Below are 23,693 nucleotides of genomic sequence, written 5' to 3' on the forward strand. Positions count from 1 at the left end.
GCAAGGTGGGATTAACGCACCTTCAGCGGATCTTCATTCGCCAGCCGTTGGTCTTCCGCCTGGCAGGCGGCGGCGGTGAACAGCACGTCGGTGGAGGAGTTGAGGGCGGTTTCCGCCGAATCCTGCAGCACGCCGATGATAAAGCCGACCGCTACCACCTGCATCGCCACGTCGTTCGGAATGCCGAACATATTGCACGCCAGCGGGATCAGCAGCAGCGAGCCGCCCGCTACGCCGGAGGCGCCGCAGGCGCACAGTGCCGCCACCACGCTCAGCAGCAGGGCGGTCGGTACGTCCACCGCAATGCCCAGCGTGTTCACCGCCGCCAGCGTCAGCACGGTGATGGTGATCGCCGCGCCAGCCATGTTGATGGTTGCGCCCAGCGGAATGGAAACCGAGTAGGTGTCTTCATTCAGGTTCAGCTTCTTGCACAGCTCCATGTTCACCGGGATATTGGCGGCCGAGCTGCGGGTGAAGAAGGCGGTCACGCCGCTCTCGCGCAGGCAGGCGAACACCAGCGGGTATGGGTTGCGGCGGATCTTCCAGTAAACGATCAGCGGGTTGAGCACCAGCGCCACCAGCAGCATGCAGCCGAGCAGCACCATCAGCAGCTGGGCATAGCCCCACAGCACGCCGAAGCCGGTTTCCGCCAGCGTGGAAGCCACCAGGCCGAAGATGCCGAGCGGCGCACAGCGAATGACCGCACGCACCACCAGCGTAACCGCATGGGACATGTCGTTGATCAGGTTTTTGGTGGTTTCGGAGGCGTGGCGCAGCGCCAGCCCCAGCCCGACGGCCCAGGCCAGAATGCCGATGTAGTTGGCGTTAATCAGCGCATGGAACGGGTTGGCCACCACGCTCATCAACAGGCCCTTCATGACGTCCACGATACCGCCTGGCGGGGTGATGTCCGTCGCCCCGGTGGTCAGCGCCAGCGTGGAAGGGAAGATAAAGCTGACGACCACCGCCACCAGCGCGGCGGCGAAGGTGCCCAGCAGGTAGAGAAACAGGATCGGACGAATATTGGTCTTCTGCCCCTGTTTATGATTGGCGATGGAGGCCATGACCAGAATCAGTACCAGCACCGGCGCCACCGCTTTCAGCGCGCCGACGAACAGGGAACCGAGCAGGCCGACCGCCGTTGCCGCCGCCGGCGAAACCAGCGCCAGCAGAATGCCGGCCACCAGGCCGACCATGATTTGTTTGACCAGGCTGCCCTGTGTGATCCTTTGTAGTAGTTTTTGCATAGTGCTTCTCTTCCTGATGTTATCTGGCCGCCGCGGCGGGAACGACGCCGGGTAGCTTTATGTGATTCTGTAACTAAGTGTGTTTGCCGAATCAGTATTCAGCAATAGAATGATGTTGGAAAGAGGCGAGGGTGAAATTCTGAGCGCGGATCAACACTTGATAACATACTGGTTACATTTGTGTGATCGTAATAACGTTTGGCGTTTTGCGGGAATTGCCAAACAATCACGGGGCGACTAGCGCCCCGGATAACAGATTATGGTTATTTCTTCGCCAGGCGATCGTTGCGGCGATTGACCCAGGCGTTGATCAGCAAGGTGAGCGCCAGGATGCCCGCCACCACGCCGAGCGACACGCCGATCGGGATGTGGAAGAAGTCGATAATCAGCATCTTGATGCCGATAAACACCAGGATCACCGACAGGCCGTATTTCAGCATCGAGAACCGCTCCGCCACGTTGGCCAGCAGGAAGTACATGGCGCGCAGACCCATGATGGCGAACAGGTTAGAGGTCAGCACGATGAACGGATCGGTAGTCACGGCGAAGATCGCCGGAATGCTGTCCACCGCGAAGATCACGTCGCTCAGCTCTACCAGGATCAGCACCAGCACCAGCGGGGTGGCGAACAGGATGCCGTTGCGGCGCACGAAGAAGCGCTCGCCTTCGAGGCTGTCGGTCATGCGCAGGCGGCTGCGCAGCCATTTTACCAGCGGCTTGTCGCCGATCGCCGAGTCATCTTCCTTCGCCAGCGCCATCTTGATACCGGTGAACAGCAGGAAAGCGCCGAACAGATACAGCAGCCACTGGAACTGGCTGACCAGCCAGCTGCCGGCGAAGATCATGATAGTACGCAGCACGATCGCGCCCAACACGCCGTAGATCAGCACTCGCCGCTGCAGGTTGGCCGGCACGGAGAAGTAGCTGAACAGCATCAGCCAGACGAACACGTTATCCACCGCCAGCGCTTTTTCGATCAGGTAACCGGTCAGGAAGGCCAGCGCCTGGGTGTCGGCGACGGCGCGCCCGGCGGTTTCGTTCAGGTAGTACCAGAAACCGAAGTTGAACAGCAGGGAGAGGCTGACCCACACCAGCGACCAGCTGGCGGCCTGCTTCAGGGTCATGGTGTGCGCGCCTTTACGGCCCTGCAACAGGAGGTCGATTGCGAGCATCACGACTATGACGGCGGCGAAGCTGCCCCATAACCACGGTGTGCCAACGGTATTCATCATCAGAGGTATCCTTCAAAAACAAAAACGGCCAACGTCGGAAGACGCCAGCCGCTCTGTGAACGCTGCAAGCAAACCTCGCCTTCCGGCAAGGTCTCACTTACAACGTTGATGAAGGTAGTTACACCTTTGACATCAGGTTGCCCGGTAACCGGATGCTTGCGCATCGTAATGACGATTGACCGGCAATGAAGTTACTCCCCTTTGCAGAGCAGAAAGTAATGCAAAATATGTCGGCGGTCAATGTGAATCGCGTTAGCCGGCCAACGCTTTTTGCGCGCCGAGGCTGACGACGAATCCCTGCAGCAGCAGGCGGCTGAACGGCGTATCGCTAACCTGTTGTTGTTTCTGCTGATAGAGGGATTGCTGCTCGGGATGCAGCTCACCGAGCCACTGCAGATACTGGCTCATCACCGCGCCGTTGAATTCCGGGTGGAACTGAGTGGTCAGGGCATGATCGCCATAGCGCAGGATCTGGTGCGCATCCTGTTGCGAACGCGCCAGCGTCTGCGCGCCGGCGGGCGGCGCCAGCACGCTCTGCGAGTGGATAAGATTGGCCTTGAAGCGTGGCGGCAGCAGGGTGAGCCGCCGATCGTCGGCCGCGGCGGGCAGCAGCTCGATCTCCAGCGTGCCGACCTCCATGCCCTGCGGGTGGTAGCCCACTTCGCCGCCAAGCGCATAGGCCAGCAGTTGGTGACCATAACAAACACCGAACAGTGGCAGTTTGATCGCCATCGCCTGACGCAGCCACTCGGCGGCCTCTTCGCTCCACGGCAGCTGTTCGGTCACCATCGCCGGCGAACCGGTGATCACCACGCCGCAATAGGTGGCCGGCGGCAGTGGCCGCTCGCCGGCGGGCAGATGCACGATGTGCGCGCGTTCGGCATCGATATTGCCCTGTTGCAGGAACATGCCTTCGAAGTTGGCCAGTTCCTGACGAATGGCCTGCGGCGCATCGCCGGTTTGCATGACGAGCAGCGGTTTCATCTTATTCTCCGTCGGCGGGGAAGACGACGCCGGTCTGGCGGCGGATGTCGGTCAGCAGGCGGGCGACGATCAGCGAATGCTCCAGCCCTGGATGCTCGACCTGGTGCTTCTCAACCCGCTCGGCAAAGGCCAGCGCTTCATACAGCATGGTGTTGATGTGCTGCGTCTGGCTCAGATCCTGGCGGTTGCCGCCGCGCGGCGTCAGCGCCACGCCCTGGCACTCGGAAATCTTGTCGATAATCAGCGTGCCTTCTTCTCCCTGGATCTCGCTGGGGAGCGCCGAGTCGCTGACCTTGGAATGGGAAAGCGTAACGTCGAAATCGCCGTAGTTCAGGCAGACGGTGCCGTGGGCGTCCACGCCGGTATCCAGCAGCGTGGCGCTGGCGAGCACCGTCTGCGGCGCGCCGAACAGCGCCACCGCGCTGGCCAGGCAGTAGTAGCCGATGTCCATGATGGAGCCATTGGAGAACTGCGGGTTAAAGGTGTTGGGGTTCTCGCCGGCCAGATAGCGCGGGTAGCGTGACGAGTATTGGCAGTAGTTGATGAAGACTTTGCGCAGCCGGCCGACTTTCGGCAACGCCTGCTGTAGCGCCAGGAAATTAGGCAGATAGGCGCTTTTGAACGCCTCGAACAGCACCACCTGATTTTCCCGCGCGCAGGCCACCAGCTGTTCCGCTTCGCGTTGGTTGGAAGCCAGCGGCTTCTCGCAGATCACGTGCTTCTTATGGCGCAGGAACAGCAGCGATTGCGGGCAGTGCAGGGAATTGGGGCTGGCGATATACACCGCGTCTATGACGTCGGACTGGGCCATTGCCTCCAGCGAGTCGAAAAACTGCGTGACCTGATAGTTGGCGCCAAACGCCTGCGCCTGTTCCAGCGAGCGTGAATACACGGCGCTCAGCTTGAGTTTGCCGCTTTCATGGGCGGCATCGATAAAACGTTCCGTAATCCAGTTGGTGCCGACGACGGCAAAGCGAATCATGGCGAGCTCCGGTCCAGGCCTAAAACCGCAGATTATCACGCCCCCACTCGCTATGCATACAGCTCGCCGAACAGCGAAAGGTGCGTCAGATACAGCCGGGTATCGAACTCCAGCTGGTGGTAATCCGGCTCCATGTGGCAGCACAGGCTGTAGAACGCCTTGTTGTGATCTTTCTCTTTCAGGTGCGCCAGCTCATGCACCACGATCATGCGCAGGAACGGCTCGGGCGCGACTTTGAACACCGTCGCCACGCGGATTTCTGCCTTGGCCTTCAGCTTGCCGCCTTGCACGCGCGAGATGGCGGTATGCAGGCCAAGCGCGTGCTTCATGACGTGGATCTTGCTGTCGTAAGCCACCTTGCTCAGCGGCTGGGCGTTGCGCAGATACTGATTTTTCAGATCGACGGTAAACTGATACAGCGATTTGTCGGTGGTACAGTCGTGCACCTGCGGATAGCGCTGCAGCAGCACGTCACCCAGCCGGTTTTGATGGATCAGTTGTTGCACCTGGCTTTGCAGATGCGTTGGGTAGCCTTGCAGGTAAGCGAGCTCGATGTCATGCATGAGTGATATTGCGTCCCAGTATTTCTTTGATTGGCCGCAGCCGCACACGCTGCGCATCGGCCTGTCTGGCCTCCCAGCGATCGTGCGCCGCCTGCAGGTTCAGCCAAAAGTCGGCGGTCGTTTCGAACAGATCGGCAAACAGGTTGGCCTCGGCAACGCTCATGCGTCGATGACCATTGCACAGGCGGTTAACGGTGGCGCGGGTGACGCCCAGCACCTTCGCCAGTTCTTCCTGGCCGATGCCTAACGGCGTTAAATACTCTTCCTGCAGCACTTCCCCCACCGTGGTGGGTTCGCGAGTCGTGGTTTCCAACATGGGTTCCCCCTCGTTCAGGTATCTTGGTGAGGATCGAGGTAAATTCTTTCAGCGGCATCATGCCGCCACTGGAACATCAGCCGCCAGTGCATATTAACGCGCAGACTTGACCATCCCTGAAACGGCCCCGACAGCCGCTTGTAATAGTTGCCCGTGGGGTGATGCAAATCGCGCTCTTGCTGCGCGGCTGCCAACATATCGAGCTTTCTGGCCAACTGCCGTTCGAGCATGCCGGGAATCAGACGGCTGCGTCTGCCTTCCAGATAGAACTGCTCCAGATAGCGATCGCGGAAAGATTTAATCATGCTTCCCCCTTCCATAGGGATTGGCAGTGTAACATTTAAAGTTACACCCCGTCAGGTTAAAAAAACGTCGACATGGACGTGCGGGCAAGGAAGGTTAATGTTGTTAAAGGGGAAAAGGGGCGTGGGTTTTCAGATACGCGGCGCAATACGCAATTTATCCGAAAAAACATTTTACTGACGGGCGTTTTTAGGGGATAAACAGCCCAAATTTTATCAGTCAGGAGGGGCAATGAGCCAACTCGATCTGGGAACACAGCAACTTGAGCTGGAGCGTTATCCCCAACAGGAAGAATCCACCCAACTGCAGGCGTGGGAAGCGGCGGACGAATATCTGCTGCAACAGCTTGAAAATGTAGATATCGGCGGCCGCCCGGTGCTGATTTTCAACGATAACTTCGGCACCCTGGCCTGTGCGTTGCACGCGCATCGCCCTTACAGCGTCAGCGACTCGTACATGAGCCAGCTGGCGACGCGCCACAACCTGAAGCTCAACGGATTGGATCCTGAGCAGGTCACGCTGTTGGACAGCCTGGCCGAACTGCCGGCGGCGCCGGCGGTGGTGCTGATTCGCGTGCCGAAAGCGTTGGCGCTGCTGGAACAGCAGCTGCGCGCGCTGCGCCACGTTGTGACCGAAGACACGCTGATCGTTGCCGGCGCCAAAGCCCGCGACGTGCACACCTCGACGATGCAGCTGTTTGAAAAGGTGCTGGGCCCGACGCGCACCAGCCTGGCGTGGAAGAAGGCGCGCCTGATCTTCTGCCAGGCGGCGGACATCGTCCCACCGGCGGCGGCAGAAACCACCGACTGGACGCTGGACGGCACCGATTGGCTGATCCACAACCACGCCAACGTCTTCTCGCGCGGCAGCCTGGATATCGGCGCGCGCCTGTTTATGCAACATCTGCCGCGCGGCCTGAACGGCCACATTGTCGATCTGGGCTGCGGCAACGGCGTGATTGGTCTGACGGCGCTGGCGCAGAACCCGGAAGCGCAGGTGACCTTCGTCGATGAATCTTACATGGCGGTGGCCTCCAGCGAACTGAACGTGGAGCACAATCTGCCGCAAGAGTTGGATCGCTGTCAGTTTGAGGTGAACAACGCGCTGGCGGGCATCGAGCGTGAAAGCGTGCAGGCGGTACTGTGCAACCCGCCATTCCACCAGCAACACGCCATCACCGATCACACTGCCTGGCAGATGTTCTGCGACGCCAAGCGTTGCCTGCAGGTGGGCGGCGAACTGCGCATCGTCGGCAACCGTCACCTAGACTATCACCAGAAGCTCAAGCGCCTGTTCGGCAACTGTACGCTGGTGGCCTCGAACAAGAAGTTCGTGATCCTTCGAGCGGTGAAATCTGGCGCGCGTCGCTGAGAGTGAATAACAAGGGGCGCCGGGCGCCCCTCTGGCTGTAGACAAAGGGGGAAAAAGCGTGGTTTGTCCCCCTTTGTGGTTATCAGCCGAAAATCAATAAATTGATTTTCCTTGTTTTCTATTCGTTGCTCTCTGCCAATCCGGTATGGGGATGAGGTTTGTCATCAATATCAGGGGCGCCGGGCGCCCCTTTTTTATAGCGCCATCGCCAGCCGCGTACCCTGATCGATCGCGCGACGGGCGTCCAACTCGGCGGCCACGTCGGCGCCGCCGATCAGGTGCACGGTTTTGCCCATCGCCAGCAGCGGCTGCTGCAGCTCGCGGCGCGGTTCCTGCCCGGCGCAGACGATCACCGTGTCCACCGGCAGGCAGCTATCTTGCTCGGCGCGGGTGATATGCAACCCTTCATCGTCGATCAGCCGATAGCTGACGCTGTTGAGCATCTTCACGCCGCGCATCGCCAGGCTGGCGCGATGGATCCAACCGGTGGTTTTGCCCAGGCCTTCACCCACTTTGCTGGTTTTGCGTTGCAACAGGTAGATTTGCCGGGCGGCGCGCGGCGCCTGCGGCCCTTGCTCCGCCAGCCCACCGCGCTGCTCAAGGCGGCCGTCGATGCCCCATTCGCGGTTGAATTCAGCCTGATCCAGGCTGCTGGACACGCCGTGCTGGCTGAGGTACTCGGCGGTATCGAAGCCGATGCCGCCGGCGCCGATGATCGCCACGCGCTGGCCGACCGGTTTTTTATCGCGCAGCACGTCCAGATAGCTCAGCACCTTGGCGTGCCCGATGCCGGGAATGTCCGGGGTGCGCGGCACGATGCCGCAGGCGAGGATCACCTCATCGAATTCGCTTAAATCCGCCGCCTCGACCTTAACGCCCAACCTGACCGTCACTTCACGCAGCGCCAGCTGGCGGCGGAAGTAGCGCAGGGTCTCATGGAATTCTTCCTTGCCGGGGATCTGCTTGGCGATGTTGAACTGGCCGCCGATCTGATCGGCGGCGTCGAACAGCGTCACCTGATGGCCGCGGCTGGCGGCCGTGGTGGCGAAGGCCAGTCCGGCGGGGCCGGCGCCGATCACCGCCAGTTTTTTCGGTTTCTCCGCCATCGTCAGCGGCATTTCAGTTTCGCGGCAGGCGCGCGGGTTGACCAGGCAGGAAGTCAACTTGCCTTCGAAGATCTGGTCGAGACAGGCCTGATTGCAACCGATGCAGGTATTGATCTCGTCGGCGCGCCCTTCGGCGGCTTTTTGCACAAAGGCAGCGTCGGCGAGGAACGGACGAGCCATCGACACCATATCGGCGCAGCCGTCCGCCAGCACCTGCTCGGCCACCGCCGGGTCGTTGATGCGGTTGGTGGTGATCAGCGGGATGCCGACCTTGCCCATCAGCTTGCGGGTCACCCAGCTGAACCCGGCGCGCGGCACCATGGTGGCGATGGTCGGGATGCGCGCTTCGTGCCAGCCGATGCCGGTGTTGATGATCGTCGCCCCCGCCTGTTCGACCGCCAGCGCCAGCTGTTCGATCTCCTGCCAGCTGGAGCCGTCTTCCACCAGGTCGAGCATCGACAGCCGGTAGATCAGAATGAATTCCGGGCCCACCGCCTGGCGCACCGCCCTGACGGTCTCGACGGCGAAGCGCATGCGATTAGTGAAGCTGCCGCCCCATTGGTCGTCGCGCTGGTTGGTGCGCGTCGTCAAGAATTGGTTGATCAGGTAGCCTTCGGAACCCATCACCTCAACGCCGTCGTAGCCGGCCTGCTGCGCCAGCGCCGCACAGCGGGCGAAATCGGCGATGGTTTGCTCAATCTCCGCTTCGCTGAGCGCGCTCGGCGTAAACGGGTTGATCGGCGCCTGCAGCGCGGAAGGGGCCACCAGTTTGGGTTGATAACTGTAGCGGCCGGTGTGCAGGATTTGCAGCGCAATTTTGCCGCCCGCTTGATGGACGGCTTTGGTCACCGGGCGGTGGTGAGGCAATTGCGCCTCGTTGTTGAGGATCGATCCGCCGCGAAACACCACGCCCTGTTCGTTCGGGGCAATGCCGCCGGTGACGATCAGCGCTACGCCGGCGGCGGCGCGCTCGGCATAGAACGCAGCCAGGCGCTGCGGGCCATCGGGCAGCTCTTCCAGGCCGGTATGCATCGATCCCATCAGCACCCGGTTTTTCAGGGTGGTGAAACCGAGATCCAGTGGCGCCAGCAGGTGAGGGTAATTGCTCATTGCACTCTCCATCGGGTAAATCAGGGCCCGTTGTTATTATTATGTGAACAAAAGTGGTCGGATGAGATAAATCTAGCCGTTGTCGCGCCGCTTGGGAATCTGTGTTGTGCCGAATGTGATAGACATCATGAATCTCAGACTCTGTTTGCATAACGAACAAAAGATCGGTTAGCCTTTGTGCGTTGCAAATTCCTTCTCTCTGCGGAGCCATAACCGAAAATGAACAACCACGCCTGTTGATATCTGGTCCCACGCCGTGCGCTCTCGCGCCCTGTGGGGATGTTTTGATCTCATTCAGGAGTGCTTATGGCTCATTTTGCGCAGTCCCCTTATTTCGTTTTACATCAACTGACCTGCCAATTTGCTGACGGCGAAACGCTGTTCGGCCCGTTGGATCTCGCTTTCGATCGGCAGCGCTGCGGCCTGGTAGGGCGCAACGGCGTCGGCAAAACCCAGCTGCTGCGCCTGATCGCCGGGCTGGATCAGCCGGGCAACGGGCACGTCGAATCCCATGCCGCATTGGCTTACGTTGCGCAGCAGCCGGAGATCGGCGCGGACACCACGCTGGCGCAGCTGCTGGGCTACGGCGAGGTGTTCGCCGCGCTGGCGCGTCTCGAACAGGGGCGGCCGCTGGCGGACGATATCGATCGTCTGGAAGGGCGATGGGATCTCCACGATCGCCTGAAAAATGCCTTCGCCGCCGCCGGGCTGCCGGCCTTCGATCCTTTGCGATCCGCACACTCTCTGAGCGGCGGCGAGCGGATGCGCGCGGCGCTGTGCGGCGCCTTGCTGGGCGAGGCGGACTTTCTGCTGCTGGACGAACCGACCAACCACCTCGACAGCGCCGGCCGCGCCTGGCTGTATTACCAGCTGGATCAGTGGCGCGGCGGGGTGCTGATCGCCAGCCACGACCGGCAGCTGCTGGCGCGCATGGAGCGCATCGTCGAACTGACGCCCGACGCGCTGCGCAGTTACGGCGGTAATTACGACGACTACCGGCGCCAGCGCGATGCGCAGCAGCAGGCGGCGCGTGCCGATCTGGAGCATGCGCGCGAAGAGCGCCGCCGCACTCGCGCCCGTCAGCAGAAGGAGCACGACATGAGCCAGCGGCGCTCGGCACAAACGCTGCGCGTCGTCGATACGTTGAATATCGCCTCTTTCGAGCGGGTGGCCTACAAATCAGCGGCGAAGGAGAGCCTCGGCACGCTGCGCAAACAGCATCAGGATCAGCGCGACAGTCTCGATGCGGCGGTGCGCGAAGCCTATCAGCGGGTAGAAGAGGAACAGCCGGTGTTGCTGGCGTTGCCGGGCAGCGAAGTGAGCGCAAATAAGCAGGTGCTGGTGCTCGAGCGGCTGCAGCTGCCGTTCGTCAGCGCGCCGCCGTTGGATTTGCGGCTCGACGGCCCAATGCGCGTGGCGTTGACCGGCCCCAACGGCTGCGGCAAATCCACCCTGCTGAAGACCGTTCTCGGCCAGCTGACGGCGCTTTCCGGCCATTGTCATTGCCCGCTGTCGGCGGCCTACCTCGATCAAACCCTGTCGCAGCTCGACCCGAGCCTGTCGGTGATGGAACATCTGGGGCTGCAGGATTCGCCGTTGGCGGAAGGCGCGTTGCGCACCCGTCTGGCGCAGCTGCAGCTCGGTGCGGACCGCATCGCGTTGCCGCTGGGCTCGCTCAGCGGCGGTGAGCGTTTGAAGGCGGCGCTGGCCTGCGCGCTGTGGCGGCGACAACCGGCGCAGCTGCTGTTGCTGGACGAACCGACCAACCATCTGGATCTGGCGTCGTCGCTGGCGATCGAAACCGCCCTGGCGGATTTCCCCGGCGCGATGCTGGTGGTGTCGCATGACGAGGACTTCCTGCAGGCGCTGCGGCCGACGCATCGCCTGCACCTACGGGCGGACGGTTGGCGACTGCAGGCCTGGTGAGGCAGGCGGGCGGCGCTCTGACCTAGTGCGGGGCGTTGATGCACGCCAGCAGCTGGGTGAAGGCGGCGGCCATTTGCTCTTCCGGCACGCAGGCGAAGCCCATCAGCAGGCCGCGTCGGCGGTTGGGCAGCATGTAATAGCGCGACAGCGGCCGCACCAACACCCCGCGCGCGCCGGCGGCGGCGGCGATCGCCACGTCGTCGGCCTCATCCGGCAGGTTGAGGATCAGATGCAAGCCGGCGTTGCTGTTGAACTCGCTGAGCGCCTGCTTGCCGAGGTGCTGTTCGATCAACCCGGTCAGGAAGGCGCGCCGCCGGGCGTACAGCAATCGCATGCGGCGGATGTGCGCAGTGTAGTGCCCCTCCTGAATAAACTCCGCCAGCGCGCTCTGGATCAACAGGTGCCCGCCGCGGTACAGCTCGGCGTGGGCGGTTTTCAGCGCCTGCACCAGCGGCGGCGGCAACACCACATAGCCGAGGCGCAGCGCCGGGTAGAGCGTTTTGCTGAAGGTGCCTATGTAGATCACCGGCGCGTCGGCTTCCAGCCCCTGCAATGCCGGGATCGGTTGGCCGGAAAAGCGGAATTCGCTGTCGTAGTCGTCCTCGACGATCCAGCCGCCGGCATTGCGCGCCAGCGCCAGCAGCCGTTGGCGGCGCGCCAGGCTCATCACCGAACCGAGCGGGTACTGGTGCGACGGGGTGACAAAGATCAGGCGCGGCGGGTTGACCGGCTGCTCCGGCGGCACCAGCCCGGCCTCGTCCACCGCCAGCGGGCAGATGTTCAGCGCATTGATGCGCAGGATATTGCGGATCCCCCAATAGCCCGGCTCTTCGATCCAGGCGTCATCCCCCGGATTGCACAACATGCGCGTCACCAGATCGATCGCCTGATGGATGCCCTCGGTGATCAGGATCTGTTCCGGCGAGCAGCGTACCGAGCGCGCCACCCGCAAATACTCCACCAACGCATGCTGCAGCTCCGGGCTGCCGCCCTGATTGCTGTAGGTCAGCCGCTGCGGCGCCGGGCGGCGGCTGAGGCGCGCCTGGATCTTGCTGAACAGCTGGTGGGGAAAGGCGTTGACGTCGGGCACGCCGGGAATGAACGCCCCCCACTGTTTGGGGCTGGCGCTGGCGTGGTGCAGCAGCGTGGCACCGCGTTCCGACAGCTCGATGCGCCGCGGTTGTCCGCTGTCGTCCGCCGGAGCGCCACCGGTGGACAAGCAGCTGTCCGGCACCGTTTCGGCGACGAAGGTGCCGCTGCCGGCGCGCGCCGACACGTAGCCTTCCGCCAACAGTTGTTCATAAACGGTTAACACAGTGTTGCGTGACAGGCTGAGCTCCTGCGCCAGGTCGCGCGAGGCGGGCAGGCGGCTGGAGGGCGGCAGACTGCCGTCGAGAATGCTGGTGCGGATTGCGTTGTAAAGCCGCTTGTGCAGCTTGTCATCAGGCTGTTCGCCGAGGCGCTGCAGCAACAGATCACCACTCAATGAACGCAATTGGATCCCTCAATTATTCGTAACTGGCACTCGATTATAGGGCCACATCCTGTGTAAATAAACGGCATTGTTTCACGAATGTGAACGAAACGTGTAACTGGCACCGACCGGAGAGAACAGCATGAAAAACGCAGAATTGAACCAACGCCGTCAGGACGCCACCCCGCGCGGAGTGGGCGTGATGTGTGGTTTTTACGCCGAGCGCGCAGAGAACGCCACGCTGTGGGATGTGGAAGGCAAAGAAGTGATCGACTTCGCCTCGGGGATCGCCGTGCTGAACACCGGCCACCGTCACCCGAAGGTGATCGCCGCGATTGAAAAGCAGCTGCAGGCCTTCACTCACACCGCCTATCAGATCGTTCCTTACGAAAGCTATGTCTCGCTGGCGGAGCGCATCAACCAGCGCGCGCCGATCGCCGGCCCGTGTAAAACCGCCTTCTTCACCACCGGCGCGGAAGCGGTGGAAAACGCGGTGAAGATCGCCCGCGCTTATACCGGCCGCCCGGGGTTGATCACCTTCGGTGGCGGCTTCCACGGCCGCACCTACATGACCATGGCGCTGACCGGCAAAGTGGCGCCTTACAAACTGGGCTTTGGCCCATTCCCCGGTTCGGTGTTCCACGGCCAGTACCCGAACGCGCTGTACGGTGTGACCACTGAAGACGCGATGAACAGCCTGGACCGCCTGTTTAAAGCGGATATCGATCCCAAGCAGGTGGCGGCGATCGTGCTGGAGCCGGTGCAGGGCGAGGGCGGCTTCAACGTGGCGCCGGCCGAGTTCATGCAGGCGCTGCGCACGCTGTGCGATCAGCACGGCATCCTGCTGATCGCCGACGAAGTGCAGACCGGCTTCGCCCGTACCGGCAAGCTGTTCGCCATGGAACACTACAGCGTTAAGCCCGATTTGATCACCATGGCGAAAAGCCTGGCGGGCGGCATGCCGCTGTCAGCGGTGGCGGGGCGCGCCGAGGTGATGGACGCGCCGGCGCCGGGCGGACTGGGCGGCACCTACGCCGGTAACCCGCTGGCGGTGGCCGCGGCGCACGCGGTGCTGGACGTGATCGAAGAAGAACAGCTGTGCCAGCGCGCCCAACGCCTTGGCCAACACCTGGTGGAAGTGCTCCAGCAGGCGCGCAAAACCAGCCCGGCGATCGCCGATGTCCGCGCGCAGGGGTCGATGGTGGCGGTGGAGTTCAACGATCCGGCTACCGGTAAACCTTCAGCCGATATCACCCGTCAGGTGCAGCAGAAGGCGATGGAGGAAGGGCTGCTGCTGCTGAGTTGCGGCGTGAACGGCAACGTGATCCGCTTCCTGTATCCGCTGACCATCCCGGACGATCAGTTCACCAAGGCGATGGGCATCCTGTCCCGCGCGCTGGCCCACTAAGGAGCGAACGGCATGAAATTGAACAATCCCGAGCTGTTGCGCAGCCAGTGTCTGATCAACGGCGAATGGTGCGACGCCCTGAGCGGCAAGCGCGAAGCGGTGATCAACCCGGCCACCGGCGCCGAACTGGCCAGCATTCCGCTGGTCAGCGAAGAGGAAACCCAGCAGGCGATCGCGGCGGCGCAGCGGGCGCAAAACGACTGGAAACAGCTGACCGCCAAGCAGCGTTCCGCGCTGCTGCTGGCTTGGGCCGATAAGGTGTTGGCCGCGCAGGAGGATCTGGCGCAGCTGATGACCGCCGAGCAGGGCAAATCGCTGGCGGAAGCGCGCGGCGAAGTGGCCTACGCCGCATCGTTCATCACCTGGTTCGCCGAAGAGGCCAAGCGGGTAGACGGCGCGGTATTGCAGGCGCCGCAGGCTTCGCAGCGCCTGGTGGTGGTGAAGCAGCCGATCGGCGTGTGCGCGGCCATCACCCCGTGGAACTTCCCGGCGGCGATGATCACCCGCAAGGTGGCGCCGGCGCTGGCGGCGGGCTGCGCCATCATCGTCAAACCGGCCGAGCAAACGCCGCTGACCGCGCTGGCGCTGGCCAAGCTGGCGCAGGATGCCGGCATTCCCGCCGGTGTGTTGCAGGTGGTGACCGGCGAAGCGGCGCANGCTGACCGCGCTGGCGCTGGCCAAGCTGGCGCAGGATGCCGGCATTCCCGCCGGTGTGTTGCAGGTGGTGACCGGCGAAGCGGCGCAGGTGGGCAAGGTGCTGTGCGACAGCCCGGTGGTGCGCAAGCTGAGCTTTACCGGTTCGACCGAGGTCGGCCGCATCCTGATGGCGCAGTGCGCGCCGAGCATCAAGAAACTGTCGTTGGAGCTGGGCGGCAACGCGCCGGTCATCGTGTTCGACGACGCCAATCTGGACGCGGCGGTAGCGGGCATCATGGCCTCCAAGTTCCGCAACAGCGGCCAGACCTGCGTGTGCGCCAACCGCATCTACGTGCAGGATGGCATCTATGAGCGGCTGGCGGAGAAGCTGGTGGCGGCGGTCGAGCAGTTGAAAGTCGGCGACGGCAGCCACGAAGGCACCACCCAGGGACCGCTGATCGACAGCGATGCGGTGGCGAAGGTGCAGAGCCACATCGATGACGCGCTGATCAAAGGGGCGCAGATCGCCACCGGCGGCCAGCCGCACGCGCTGGGCGGCACCTTCTTCCAGCCGACGGTGGTGACCGGCGTGACGCAGAAGATGCGCTTCGCCAAAGAGGAGACCTTCGGGCCGGTGGCGCCGCTGTTCCGTTTCCATGACGAGGCGGAAGCCATCGCCATGGCCAACGACACCGAATTCGGCCTGGCCGCCTACCTGTTCACGCAGAACGCGGCGCGCCAGTGGCGCGTGCCGGAAGCGCTGGAGTACGGCATGGTCGGCATCAACACCGGGCTGATTTCCAATGAAGTGGCGCCGTTCGGCGGCGTGAAACAGTCAGGGCTCGGGCGTGAAGGATCGCGCTACGGGATAGATGAATATCTGGAGCTGAAATACCTGTGTATCGATGTGAGCTGTTGAGCGTCAGGACGTTAACCCATCCCGGCGGCCAGCGTCGCCGGGCGATAAAGGATGATGCATGTCTGATAATATCTCTGTTTCTCCGGCGCTTGCCGCCGGGGTGCGAGCACCTGCACCCGCCAAATCGTTAAGTTTCCTTGAAGGGGTGGCGATGATCGTCGGCACCAACATCGGTGCCGGGGTGCTCTCCATTGCCTATGCCTCCAGCAAGGCCGGTTTCCTGCCGCTGCTGTTCTGGCTGGTACTGGTGGGGAGCCTGACCACCATCACCATGCTGTACGTCGCTGAATCCACGCTGCGCACCCGCGCGCATCTGCAGCTGAGCGGGCTGGCGAAGCGCTACGTCGGCGGGCTGGGTGCCTGGTTGATGTTCGCTTCGGTGTGCGTCAACAGCGTCGGGGCGCTCACCGCCTATATGACCGGCAGCGGCAAGCTGCTGCAATCGCTGTTCGGCATCTCGCCGGCGCTGGGCAGCCTGCTGTTCTTCGTACCCGCCGCCGGCGTGCTGTACCTCGGTTTGAAAGCGATCGGCCGCGGCGAGAAATTCATCAGCATCGGCATGGTGGTAATGTTGACCGCGCTGGTGGCGGCGACGCTGCTGAAAGACACCACCCAGATGCGCAACCTGCTGGACGGCGACTGGCGCTATATGGTGCCGGTGTTCAACGTGGTGGTGTTCTGCTTCTCGGCGCAGTACATCGTGCCGGAGATGGCGCGCGGCTTTGCCGACAAGCCGGAACAGCTGCCGAAGGCGATCATCGTCGGCATGGCGGTGACCTTCATTCTGCTGGCGGCGGTGCCGATGTCGGTGATTGCGCTCAGCGGGCTGGATGACATCTCCGACGTGGCCACCATTTCCTGGGGCCAGGCGCTGGGGCAGTGGGCGTTCTTCTCCGCCAACATCTTCGCGCTGTGCGCGATGTTGACCTCGTACTGGGGATTGGGCGGCAGCTTCCTGACCAATATTTTCGACAAGTTCCGGCTGGGCAACGACGAGCTGCCGCTGCGCCGCTTCGGCGTGCTGTTGCTGGTGGTGGTGCCGCCGTTCGCGCTGGCCTACAGCGGGCTGGTGTCGTTCGTCAACGCGCTCTACTTTGCCGGGGTGTTCAGCGGGGTGATCCTGTCGATCATGCCGATGTTGATCCTGCGCGGCGCGCGCAAACACGGCGACCAGACGCCACGCTGGCAGTGCAACTGGATCACGCACCCGCTGCTGCAGATCAGCATTGTGTTGCTGTACCTGGCCAGCGCGGTGTACGCCATCGCTTCATTGTTAGGCTATCTGCCCTCTGGATGGTGATTTGCCTTCCCTCAAGCAGTGATGTTGTTTCTCGGCATTGAGAACGGCGGCGTCGTGGCCGCCGATTTTTTTCTCAGGTGCGCCGCTTTTCCGACAGCGCCAGCCAGGCCTGCACCGAAGGGCGCTGCCACTGCTTGTGCGCATAATGGCGAACGCGCTCCGGCACCGTATCGCCGTGCATCACCAGCCGATTGAGCATCAGCGCCAGATCGGTGTCGGCGATGCACCATTCCCTGAACAGATTATCCTGCCCGTGGCTCAATAGCTTTTCCACGGCGGCGATCAGTTTGTGCGCGGCCTGTTGAGCCGCTTCGGACAGCGGCGGGAACTTACCGTTGCTGAACACCACTTCGGTTGGGCGCTCTGCGCGGATCGGCAGCAGATCGCTGCGCAGCCAGGCCTGGATTTCGCGCGCCTTGGCGCGCAGCTTTACGTCGCGCGGGTACACGGCGTGAGCCGGGTGGATGTCTTCCAGATATTCGGCGATCGCCGAAGACTCCGAGAGCTGAAATTCGCCGATCGCCAGCGTCGGCACCCGGCGGGTGAGCGACAACGCCGCATAGGCCGCCTCTTTGTTCTCCTCTTTCGCCAGGTCTACCGGCTTCACGGTGAACGGAATGCCTTTTTCCGTCAGCACGACAAAGGCGGACATGGCGTACGGGCTGAAAAATTCACTGTCGGTATAAAGTTCGGTGATCGATTGAGACATCGGCGGTTCCTCGGGGTTAAGGGGGGAACATTGATCATTGTCGAGGGGAGGCTAAAAATCAATCTGTTAGGCCAAAAGTTCTTTTAGGGCAGGGTGCGCGGCGGCGCTGGCGCAATGTGATATATTTGTTGCCAACAAGTGAATTGAGTCGTACCGGGTAACATGAAGACGCAGTGGATAGAACGAGTGAAAGTGGGATGTGCGCGCCTGTGGCCGCATCCGCTGGCGGTGGGCAAGCGAGAAATGCTGATTTCCAGCGTTGGCGCCGGTTTGGGGTTGATGCTCGCCGGCTGGATCAGCCACTTTATTTTGGGTGAGGTGAACCTGTGGTTTATCGCGCCGATGGGCGCTTCGGCGGTGTTGCTGTTCGGCGTGCCCAACAGCCCGCTGGCGCAGCCCTGGTCGATCGTCGGCGGCAATGCGCTGGCGGCGACGGTGGGCGTCAGCGCCGGCCTGCTGATCCCCGATCCGGGCCTGGCCTGCGGCGTGGCGGCGGCGGTGGCCATCGGCCTGATGTTCAAGCTGCGCTGCCTGCATCCGCCGGGCGGCGCGGTGGCGCTGACCGCTATCCTCGGCGGCCCCGGCATTCATCAGATGGGCTACCACTTCGTGTTGTACCCGGTGTTGCTGAATTCGGTGCTGCTGGCGGCGCTGGCCATTCTGTTCAATAACCTGGCCGGGCGCCGCTATCCGCACGCGCTGGCGCCGGCGGAGGCCAAACCGGCCAATCTGCCGATCGATGCGGTTTCCATCACCCGTGCCGATCTGCACGAGGCATTGATGGAGGGGGATCTGTTCGATATCGATGAGGACGATCTGCAGGAGATCCTGCTGCGCGCTGAGCAGCTGGCGCATCAGCGGCAAAGCAAGACCGCCTGATCAGCCCAGCGTTTTGCGGTAAAACACCACCCGTTCCGTTTCGGCAAAGCCCAGCGCGGCATGCAGGCGCTGGGAGTCCAGATTGGCGATATCGGTATCCGACGCCAGCTCGCTGCAGCCTTGCTGCTTGGCCCATTCCTGCACCTGTGCGATCAATCGCGTGGCCCAGCCCTGGCGGCGGGCGCGTTCGACGGTATAGATCCCTTCCAGAAACGCCACCGGCGATGACTCGCAGCCGTTGACGTAATCGTAGCGTAGCGCCACTTCGGCAAAGCCGATGAAAGCGCCGTCCAGCCCCCGCGCCATAAACGCGGTGTGGTGCGGCGAAGCCAATATTTCGCGCATCTCCGCGCGGTGCTCTTCAGGCGAGCTGGATGGCCACAGCGCCGCGCGCAGCGCCAGCCAGGCGTCGAGGTTGTCGTGGTCGCAGATGACGATCATGCGGGATCCTTATGAGTCGGAATAATCAGGTATGCCGAGAGGGAAGTGTGGCACGGCGGCGGGAAACAAAAAAGCCATCCCGGACAGGATGGCTTGTAAGGCTGTGAAAACAGCTAAAATTTGGTGGCCCCTGTTGGGTTTGAACCAACGACCAAGCGATTATGAGTCCCAAGTTAAACTCATATAAAACAATAAATTACTAATTTTTCAATGTGTTGTACCGTCGAATAGTGGAGGATTTTAAAGTATAGTGACTAGATGTGCTGCCATTTTGCTGCCACTTCTTGATAACCCTCAATCAAGCAACTGAGAGAGCTGTTTTTTGTACAATCTTTGGGACTTAAAGTTGTTGTCCTCATCAAATAAGACATGACAATCATGAGTAGACTTCAATGGAAATAAGTCTTCAGGTATTTCTTTTAAATTGAATGGTGCAAGGTATCTGCGGTGAAAATCAGAGTAAGAATAGTATCTTTTGAAGGTAAGTTGTTCTGCTGACGGTCCCTGAGCTATGTTTGCGGAGCCGCTAATGGACTCGACATAATCTTCCGATACCCCACAGTATATCTTCGCGTGCGAATTTGTGTTTTTGATAGCCGAAGTAATAGCTTTTGGAGTAAAGTCAAACCTTTCAAGGGTTTTATAATCCAAATATTCAGTTGTAACTGCTTTTTTAAAGCTGTTTAAGGTTTGTGTCTTGGTTACAATACTTAATTTAGGTGAGTGGCTTTGTGATAGTATTTCCTTCCACAACTTTAATGTTTTATCAGCAGGGGATTTATAATAGCCAACATAGGGGAATATTAAATAAGTTTTATCAAAGACAAGTTCCCATCTGACTATTATTTTCTTTAAAATTTCTAGTGAGTCACTTTTTGTTAGAGTGCCATCAATCTTGTCATTTAGATCTTGGGTATTAGTTATGTTTGCGAGTAAGAAATCGTCTGATGTGAAGCCACAGTGATTGTAGTCTTTATAAAATAACGCTTTATGTTCTGTTCCGCAAGAGCACTTAAAATTGATTGCTACGAGTACTTTTTCAGGTAGGAATCCGTAACCTTTGATATCAATTATTGTATAATCATTTATTGCACTAGCAAAGTTATTGAATTTTTCATCAATTTTTTGATGAGCTATTAACTCTAAATTGTCATCACAAGTTTCACAACTGTACAATGATATTGTATTGGAATTATAACTCGGCGCGTCTTTAAATATGTCTCCGTTATATTCAAATATTGTATCTATTTCTGTAAGATAAGATGGATCCTCGTGACTGTAATCTAGAGCGTAATCTTTCTTAGCACCACTTATAATATATGACTCTTCTGGATTGAGGCACGGAATGCTTATTTCTTCACCGCAAGCATCGCATGTACAGACCATTTCTCCGTCATCATTTTCACCAGGAAAAATTGTTACGTGATACTCTATCACCTCCTCACAATGAGGACAGCTGCCTTTGTATTTTCTTTTGTTAAAGTACACTTTTATTTTCCTTTTATGCTCAATTATCATTAATTATTGCTAATGGATTAAGGCATATAGCTTCAGATAAGTGGTCCGGAGCCAAATGAGCATAGCGCATAGTTACCTTAATATCCGTGTGTCCAAGAATACGCTGTAGTACCAAAATGTTGCCCCCGCGCATCATAAAGTGACTTGCAAATGTATGTCGTAATACATGTGACAACTGTCCGTCAGGTAGTTCTATCCCTGCTCGCTTAATAGCCCCGCGAAAAGCAGAATAGCACCCCGTAAAGATTGGTTTCGAAGCTCTTACTTTTGGGAGTATTTCGTAAAGTTCATCACTTATTGGAACGGCGCGATTTTTCTTGCCTTTGGTTTTGATGTAGGTGATCAGCCCTGGGCTGATTTGCTTGCCTGTTAGTGATTCTGCTTCGCCCCATCGAGCGCCGGTTGCAAGGCATATTTTTACGATAGTTACTAAATCTTCCGCTTTGCTTTTTTCGCACTCAGCAAGTAGTTGCTTAATTTCATCAACTGTCAGCCAGGCAAGCTCGGTTTCATCAATTTTAAATTCTCTTACGTTTTCGAGCGGGTTGGGTGAGTCCCAGTCATCCAACCTTTTTAGTTCGTTGAACATGGCTCGGAAATACGCCAGCTCAAGATTGACTGTGCGGGGAGTCACTGCTTTTACCCGATCAGAACGTGTGATTTTCCCGCTCAAACGTTGTTCACGGTAGGTTGCAAAAAGCTTAGCGTTAAATTCAGTAGCAAGAGGGTTGCCCATGGCAAAGCAGGCAAATTCCATTGAACTCTTATGCTTGAGACCATCAGAGAGTGTGACTCCATGTGCATTGAACCAAGTTTCAACAAGGTCAGTCACTCTTCTCTTATCAGCTTTTTCTCCTAACCAGGGTTTGTCCTGCGCTTGATCCTTAATGTGGCGCTCAAAGGCCATGGCTTCGCCCTTGGTGGCAAATTGGCGACGGATGCGCCGCCCATACCTGCCGTTGGGGAAGACCTGAGCCTGCCATTTACCATTAGCTAACTTTGAAACAGCCATAATCAGTTTTTAGAGCAAATTCGTTTTGATTTACTGATAGTGCCGTCATTGCAAACAAATTTGCCATTAGATGTGCAGTGTGAGACGCCACCTTTTTTCCCAGAGCATGGGTAATTGCGAGCATATGATGGCTGTGTTGCCAAAAACACTAAACCTAACGTTACGATTGCCATTAAATTTTTCATGCTAGTAGCCTCGACTTATTTCCGTATAAAGTCGTATTCGCTTATTCTGTAAATGCTGTTTTGCTGATCACCCTACCGTTAACCTCAATATCCGATGAGGTGCATTCAAAGGATGCGGGGCCGTTCTCAACGCGTAAGCGTCCGCCAGGAAGACGATAAACTTGTCTGATACTCATAAAGCCATCTATTTCGATCAACCAGACTCCATCGTTGATTTCTCCCGTGAACTCATCCACTAGATAGAACGCATTTTCAAACTTCACAATAAATGGGGCCGATGTGTCTTGAGGGATGAGGCGAGCGTCGTAACGAACTTGCTCAGTGGAGGAAAAAAAACCATTTGAGATTTCTTTTAATTGCAAAAGCAATCCACTATCACCATCCACTTTTGGCATGGGTGAGCCTTGCCCGGTAGTTAGCCAAAGCATAGATGCACCCGTATCAAGATGGCATGCAATAAGCCAGTCATGAGGAAAAGTATCACGCATCCAGCGGTTTGCCATTGTGCTCTGAGATACTCCGAGGTGATCGCACAATGCCTGTCTGGTACTGAATCCATAGGCTTTAAGGATGCGAGTTATCGCATCCTTAAAGCCACTTTGTGATGATATGTTGTATTTTTGGATCGCTTTTGGGGTTTCTTTTGTGTTTGGCATATTTAAAATGCGATCCAATTATCGGTTTTGTGGTTTTCGGAATGATTGCGAATAGTTCCGAATAGTGAAGTTTTAAACACAAACTGAGGAATAGTGCATCATGAAAAGTAATTTTTCAATGCGCCCCAGCATCAATTTCGTTGTATCTGAGCCATTCATCACGCTCGATGAGTTCTGCCGTCGTACCGGTTACAAGCCAAGCTATGCCCGCCAGATGATCCGTGAAAACCGGCTTCCTATCAGCCTATCAGGAAGAAGGCCGGAGTTAACAGCCTAATCGAAATAAACATGTTTGCGTTGACGATGGAAGCGGCTCAGGGCTGCGAAGTCACAATGCAAGCCTGATAGTTCCATTTTGGGATAAAAAAGGACTTACGACATGTTTGATTATCGCGTTTCCAAACATCCACACTTTGATGAAGCCTGCCGGGCTTTCGCGCTGCGTCACAACATGGTGAAGCTGGCAGAACGCGCAGGAATGAATGTCCAGACGCTGCGCAATAAGCTGAACCCGGAGCAACCGCATCAACTTACGCCGCCGGAGATCTGGCTGCTGACTGATATCACAGAAGACTCAACGCTGGTTGACGGTTTTCTGGCTCAAATCCATTGCCTGCCGTGCGTGCCATTGAATGAAGTGGCAAAAGAGAACCTGCCGCATTACGTCATGAGTGCAACTGCGGAGATTGGGCGTGTAGCTGCAGGCGCAGTATCCGGTGATGTGAAAACCAGTGCAGGCCGCCGCGATGTGATCAATAGCATCAACTCTGTTACGCGCCTTATGGCACTCACTGCAGTTTCATTGCATGCACGTTTGCAGGCGAATCCGGCGATGGCAAGCGCGGTAGATACCGTGACGGGCCTGGGCGCTTCGTTCGGTCTGATCTGAGGTGGCTATGCTGACAAAAGAACCATCTTTTGCATCACTGCTCGTTAAGCAAAGTCCTGCAATGCACTGCGGTCATGGCTGGATTATGGGGAAGGATGGCAAGCGCTGGCATCCATGCCGCTCTCAGGATGCGCTGCTGGACGAACTGCCTACTAAAAAGCAGGGGAAACCATGGCTATTGAAGGCGATGCTGCGACTGTTCCGCTAAGCGCTGGCCTCCGCCTTAATGGGTTAAACCACATCGCGGAATTAAGGGCAAAAGTGTTTGGCTTAAATATTGATTCAGAACTGGAGCGCTTTATTAGCGATATGCGGGACCAGCGGGATATTAACCATGAGCAGAATAAACGCGCACTAGCCGCAATATTCTTTATGGCAAAGATTCCGGCGGAACGTCATAGCGTCAATGTTAGTGAACTGACGACCGACGAAAAGCGGGAGCTGATTAAAGCAATGAACCATTTCCGTACAGTGGTGAGTTTATTTCCAAATCGGCTAGCCATGCCGAATTAACCCACAACCGAAAT

General features: G+C 58.7%; 23 protein-coding genes and 2 pseudogenes. 11 read left to right on the forward strand and 14 right to left on the reverse strand.

Annotated elements, in window-relative coordinates; all coding sequences use genetic code 11:
• Positions 1 to 11 precede the first annotated feature (11 nt).
• From sstT to GKN89_RS15375, 7 genes are all read right to left on the reverse strand, one after another.
• Entirely contained in the window at positions 12 to 1,247 is a 1,236-nt protein-coding gene (sstT, locus tag GKN89_RS15345) for a serine/threonine transporter SstT (RefSeq protein WP_063918713.1), read from the reverse strand.
• A 263-nt stretch (positions 1,248 to 1,510) separates the two neighbouring features.
• Positions 1,511 to 2,479: a TerC family protein gene (locus GKN89_RS15350; protein WP_019453103.1), complete on the reverse strand. Its 969-nt coding sequence runs from the start codon at positions 2,477 to 2,479 to the stop codon at positions 1,511 to 1,513.
• 252 nt (positions 2,480 to 2,731) lie between these two features.
• Positions 2,732 to 3,463 (reverse strand): glutamine amidotransferase, encoded by a 732-nt coding sequence (locus GKN89_RS15355; RefSeq protein ID WP_019453102.1) that lies wholly within the window; start codon positions 3,461 to 3,463, stop codon positions 2,732 to 2,734.
• 1 nt (position 3,464) lies between these two features.
• Positions 3,465 to 4,445 (reverse strand): Gfo/Idh/MocA family protein, encoded by a 981-nt coding sequence (locus GKN89_RS15360; RefSeq protein ID WP_154747290.1) that lies wholly within the window; start codon positions 4,443 to 4,445, stop codon positions 3,465 to 3,467.
• A 50-nt stretch (positions 4,446 to 4,495) separates the two neighbouring features.
• Entirely contained in the window at positions 4,496 to 5,008 is a 513-nt protein-coding gene (locus GKN89_RS15365) for a M48 family metallopeptidase (RefSeq protein WP_016930176.1), read from the reverse strand.
• Positions 5,001 to 5,324, reverse strand: coding sequence for a HigA family addiction module antitoxin (locus GKN89_RS15370; RefSeq protein ID WP_015379150.1), 324 nt, complete (start codon positions 5,322 to 5,324; stop codon positions 5,001 to 5,003). The genes GKN89_RS15365 and GKN89_RS15370 overlap by 8 nt, the downstream gene beginning before the upstream one ends.
• Before the next feature lie 14 nt (positions 5,325 to 5,338).
• Positions 5,339 to 5,629 carry a type II toxin-antitoxin system RelE/ParE family toxin gene (locus GKN89_RS15375; RefSeq protein WP_046897263.1) on the reverse strand — a complete coding sequence of 97 codons (291 nt, stop codon included), beginning with the start codon at positions 5,627 to 5,629 and terminating at the stop codon, positions 5,339 to 5,341.
• 229 nt (positions 5,630 to 5,858) lie between these two features.
• Between GKN89_RS15375 and rlmG the strand changes: the two genes are divergently transcribed.
• Positions 5,859 to 6,998 carry a 23S rRNA (guanine(1835)-N(2))-methyltransferase RlmG gene (gene rlmG / locus GKN89_RS15380; RefSeq protein WP_019453100.1) on the forward strand — a complete coding sequence of 380 codons (1,140 nt, stop codon included), beginning with the start codon at positions 5,859 to 5,861 and terminating at the stop codon, positions 6,996 to 6,998.
• A 194-nt stretch (positions 6,999 to 7,192) separates the two neighbouring features.
• On the opposite strand, the gene GKN89_RS15385 is transcribed toward rlmG, so the two are convergent.
• Positions 7,193 to 9,214, reverse strand: a complete 2,022-nt coding sequence (locus GKN89_RS15385) for an FAD-dependent oxidoreductase (protein ID WP_154747291.1) — start codon at positions 9,212 to 9,214, stop codon at positions 7,193 to 7,195.
• A 306-nt stretch (positions 9,215 to 9,520) separates the two neighbouring features.
• Between GKN89_RS15385 and GKN89_RS15390 the strand changes: the two genes are divergently transcribed.
• Positions 9,521 to 11,140, forward strand: a complete 1,620-nt coding sequence (locus tag GKN89_RS15390; RefSeq protein WP_154747292.1) for an ABC-F family ATP-binding cassette domain-containing protein — start codon at positions 9,521 to 9,523, stop codon at positions 11,138 to 11,140.
• A 22-nt stretch (positions 11,141 to 11,162) separates the two neighbouring features.
• Here GKN89_RS15390 and GKN89_RS15395 read toward each other — a convergent pair whose 3' ends face one another.
• Entirely contained in the window at positions 11,163 to 12,635 is a 1,473-nt protein-coding gene (locus GKN89_RS15395; RefSeq protein WP_074055029.1) for a PLP-dependent aminotransferase family protein, read from the reverse strand.
• A 121-nt stretch (positions 12,636 to 12,756) separates the two neighbouring features.
• On the opposite strand from GKN89_RS15395, the gene GKN89_RS15400 reads away from it, so the two are divergent.
• The 4 genes and pseudogenes from GKN89_RS15400 (at position 12,757) to GKN89_RS15410 (ending at position 16,877) form a co-directional block, all read left to right on the forward strand.
• Complete coding sequence (locus GKN89_RS15400) at positions 12,757 to 14,022, forward strand: 4-aminobutyrate--2-oxoglutarate transaminase (RefSeq protein ID WP_074055030.1); 1,266 nt, start codon at positions 12,757 to 12,759, stop codon at positions 14,020 to 14,022.
• A 12-nt stretch (positions 14,023 to 14,034) separates the two neighbouring features.
• Positions 14,035 to 14,514, forward strand: a pseudogene (locus tag GKN89_RS24535) (aldehyde dehydrogenase family protein); the annotation flags it as partial.
• A gap of 208 nt (positions 14,515 to 14,722) precedes the next feature.
• Positions 14,723 to 15,577 (forward strand): aldehyde dehydrogenase family protein, encoded by an 855-nt coding sequence (locus tag GKN89_RS24540; protein ID WP_370520216.1) that lies wholly within the window; start codon positions 14,723 to 14,725, stop codon positions 15,575 to 15,577.
• 58 nt (positions 15,578 to 15,635) lie between these two features.
• Positions 15,636 to 16,877, forward strand: a complete 1,242-nt coding sequence (locus tag GKN89_RS15410) for an amino acid permease (RefSeq protein ID WP_025160112.1) — start codon at positions 15,636 to 15,638, stop codon at positions 16,875 to 16,877.
• Positions 16,878 to 16,950: 73 nt separating this feature from the next.
• On the opposite strand, the gene yfcF is transcribed toward GKN89_RS15410, so the two are convergent.
• Complete coding sequence (gene yfcF, locus GKN89_RS15415; RefSeq protein ID WP_019453093.1) at positions 16,951 to 17,586, reverse strand: glutathione transferase; 636 nt, start codon at positions 17,584 to 17,586, stop codon at positions 16,951 to 16,953.
• Positions 17,587 to 17,748: 162 nt separating this feature from the next.
• Here yfcF and GKN89_RS15420 point away from each other — a divergent pair, with 162 nt between their 5' ends.
• Complete coding sequence (locus GKN89_RS15420; RefSeq protein WP_049270431.1) at positions 17,749 to 18,465, forward strand: HPP family protein; 717 nt, start codon at positions 17,749 to 17,751, stop codon at positions 18,463 to 18,465.
• Here GKN89_RS15420 and aac(6') read toward each other — a convergent pair whose 3' ends face one another.
• The 4 genes from aac(6') to GKN89_RS15440 all read right to left on the reverse strand — a co-directional run bounded on the left by aac(6') (position 18,466) and on the right by GKN89_RS15440 (position 22,277).
• Positions 18,466 to 18,906: an aminoglycoside 6'-N-acetyltransferase gene (gene aac(6'), locus GKN89_RS15425; protein ID WP_063918717.1), complete on the reverse strand. Its 441-nt coding sequence runs from the start codon at positions 18,904 to 18,906 to the stop codon at positions 18,466 to 18,468.
• 294 nt (positions 18,907 to 19,200) lie between these two features.
• Positions 19,201 to 20,394, reverse strand: a complete 1,194-nt coding sequence (locus GKN89_RS15430; RefSeq protein ID WP_154747293.1) for a hypothetical protein — start codon at positions 20,392 to 20,394, stop codon at positions 19,201 to 19,203.
• 19 nt (positions 20,395 to 20,413) lie between these two features.
• Positions 20,414 to 21,436, reverse strand: coding sequence for a tyrosine-type recombinase/integrase (locus GKN89_RS15435; RefSeq protein WP_154747294.1), 1,023 nt, complete (start codon positions 21,434 to 21,436; stop codon positions 20,414 to 20,416).
• A 226-nt stretch (positions 21,437 to 21,662) separates the two neighbouring features.
• On the reverse strand, positions 21,663 to 22,277 hold the full coding sequence (locus GKN89_RS15440) for a phage repressor protein CI (protein WP_154747341.1): 615 nt from the start codon (positions 22,275 to 22,277) through the stop codon (positions 21,663 to 21,665).
• Between the two features lie 100 nt (positions 22,278 to 22,377).
• On the opposite strand from GKN89_RS15440, the pseudogene GKN89_RS15445 reads away from it, so the two are divergent.
• The 4 genes and pseudogenes from GKN89_RS15445 to GKN89_RS15460 all read left to right on the forward strand — a co-directional run bounded on the left by GKN89_RS15445 (position 22,378) and on the right by GKN89_RS15460 (position 23,679).
• Positions 22,378 to 22,622, forward strand: a pseudogene (locus GKN89_RS15445) (regulator).
• A gap of 34 nt (positions 22,623 to 22,656) precedes the next feature.
• Entirely contained in the window at positions 22,657 to 23,166 is a 510-nt protein-coding gene (locus GKN89_RS15450; protein WP_154747295.1) for a phage regulatory CII family protein, read from the forward strand.
• A 7-nt stretch (positions 23,167 to 23,173) separates the two neighbouring features.
• Positions 23,174 to 23,374 carry a phage filamentation protein Fil family protein gene (locus tag GKN89_RS15455; protein WP_154747296.1) on the forward strand — a complete coding sequence of 67 codons (201 nt, stop codon included), beginning with the start codon at positions 23,174 to 23,176 and terminating at the stop codon, positions 23,372 to 23,374.
• A complete protein-coding gene (locus GKN89_RS15460; RefSeq protein ID WP_000963480.1) occupies positions 23,338 to 23,679 on the forward strand; it encodes a DUF5347 family protein in 342 nt (113 codons plus the stop codon). The genes GKN89_RS15455 and GKN89_RS15460 overlap by 37 nt, the downstream gene beginning before the upstream one ends.
• Positions 23,680 to 23,693: the final 14 nt, after the last annotated feature.

This window comes from Serratia sp. YC16 (assembly GCF_009707615.1).
Classification (GTDB): domain Bacteria; phylum Pseudomonadota; class Gammaproteobacteria; order Enterobacterales; family Enterobacteriaceae; genus Serratia; species Serratia surfactantfaciens.

Coding starts and splice junctions, on each gene's coding strand:
- sstT (WP_063918713.1), bottom strand. CDS start 1,247: ATGCAAAAACTACTACAAAGGATCACACAGGGCAGCCTGGTCAAACAA.
- GKN89_RS15350 (WP_019453103.1), bottom strand. CDS start 2,479: ATGATGAATACCGTTGGCACACCGTGGTTATGGGGCAGCTTCGCCGCC.
- GKN89_RS15355 (WP_019453102.1), bottom strand. CDS start 3,463: ATGAAACCGCTGCTCGTCATGCAAACCGGCGATGCGCCGCAGGCCATT.
- GKN89_RS15360 (WP_154747290.1), bottom strand. CDS start 4,445: ATGATTCGCTTTGCCGTCGTCGGCACCAACTGGATTACGGAACGTTTT.
- GKN89_RS15365 (WP_016930176.1), bottom strand. CDS start 5,008: ATGCATGACATCGAGCTCGCTTACCTGCAAGGCTACCCAACGCATCTG.
- GKN89_RS15370 (WP_015379150.1), bottom strand. CDS start 5,324: ATGTTGGAAACCACGACTCGCGAACCCACCACGGTGGGGGAAGTGCTG.
- GKN89_RS15375 (WP_046897263.1), bottom strand. CDS start 5,629: ATGATTAAATCTTTCCGCGATCGCTATCTGGAGCAGTTCTATCTGGAA.
- rlmG (WP_019453100.1), top strand. CDS start 5,859: ATGAGCCAACTCGATCTGGGAACACAGCAACTTGAGCTGGAGCGTTAT.
- GKN89_RS15385 (WP_154747291.1), bottom strand. CDS start 9,214: ATGAGCAATTACCCTCACCTGCTGGCGCCACTGGATCTCGGTTTCACC.
- GKN89_RS15390 (WP_154747292.1), top strand. CDS start 9,521: ATGGCTCATTTTGCGCAGTCCCCTTATTTCGTTTTACATCAACTGACC.
- GKN89_RS15400 (WP_074055030.1), top strand. CDS start 12,757: ATGAAAAACGCAGAATTGAACCAACGCCGTCAGGACGCCACCCCGCGC.
- GKN89_RS15410 (WP_025160112.1), top strand. CDS start 15,636: ATGTCTGATAATATCTCTGTTTCTCCGGCGCTTGCCGCCGGGGTGCGA.
- yfcF (WP_019453093.1), bottom strand. CDS start 17,586: ATGTCTCAATCGATCACCGAACTTTATACCGACAGTGAATTTTTCAGC.
- GKN89_RS15420 (WP_049270431.1), top strand. CDS start 17,749: ATGAAGACGCAGTGGATAGAACGAGTGAAAGTGGGATGTGCGCGCCTG.
- GKN89_RS15435 (WP_154747294.1), bottom strand. CDS start 21,436: ATGGCTGTTTCAAAGTTAGCTAATGGTAAATGGCAGGCTCAGGTCTTC.
- GKN89_RS15440 (WP_154747341.1), bottom strand. CDS start 22,277: ATGCCAAACACAAAAGAAACCCCAAAAGCGATCCAAAAATACAACATA.
- GKN89_RS15450 (WP_154747295.1), top strand. CDS start 22,657: ATGTTTGATTATCGCGTTTCCAAACATCCACACTTTGATGAAGCCTGC.
- GKN89_RS15455 (WP_154747296.1), top strand. CDS start 23,174: ATGCTGACAAAAGAACCATCTTTTGCATCACTGCTCGTTAAGCAAAGT.
- GKN89_RS15460 (WP_000963480.1), top strand. CDS start 23,338: ATGGCTATTGAAGGCGATGCTGCGACTGTTCCGCTAAGCGCTGGCCTC.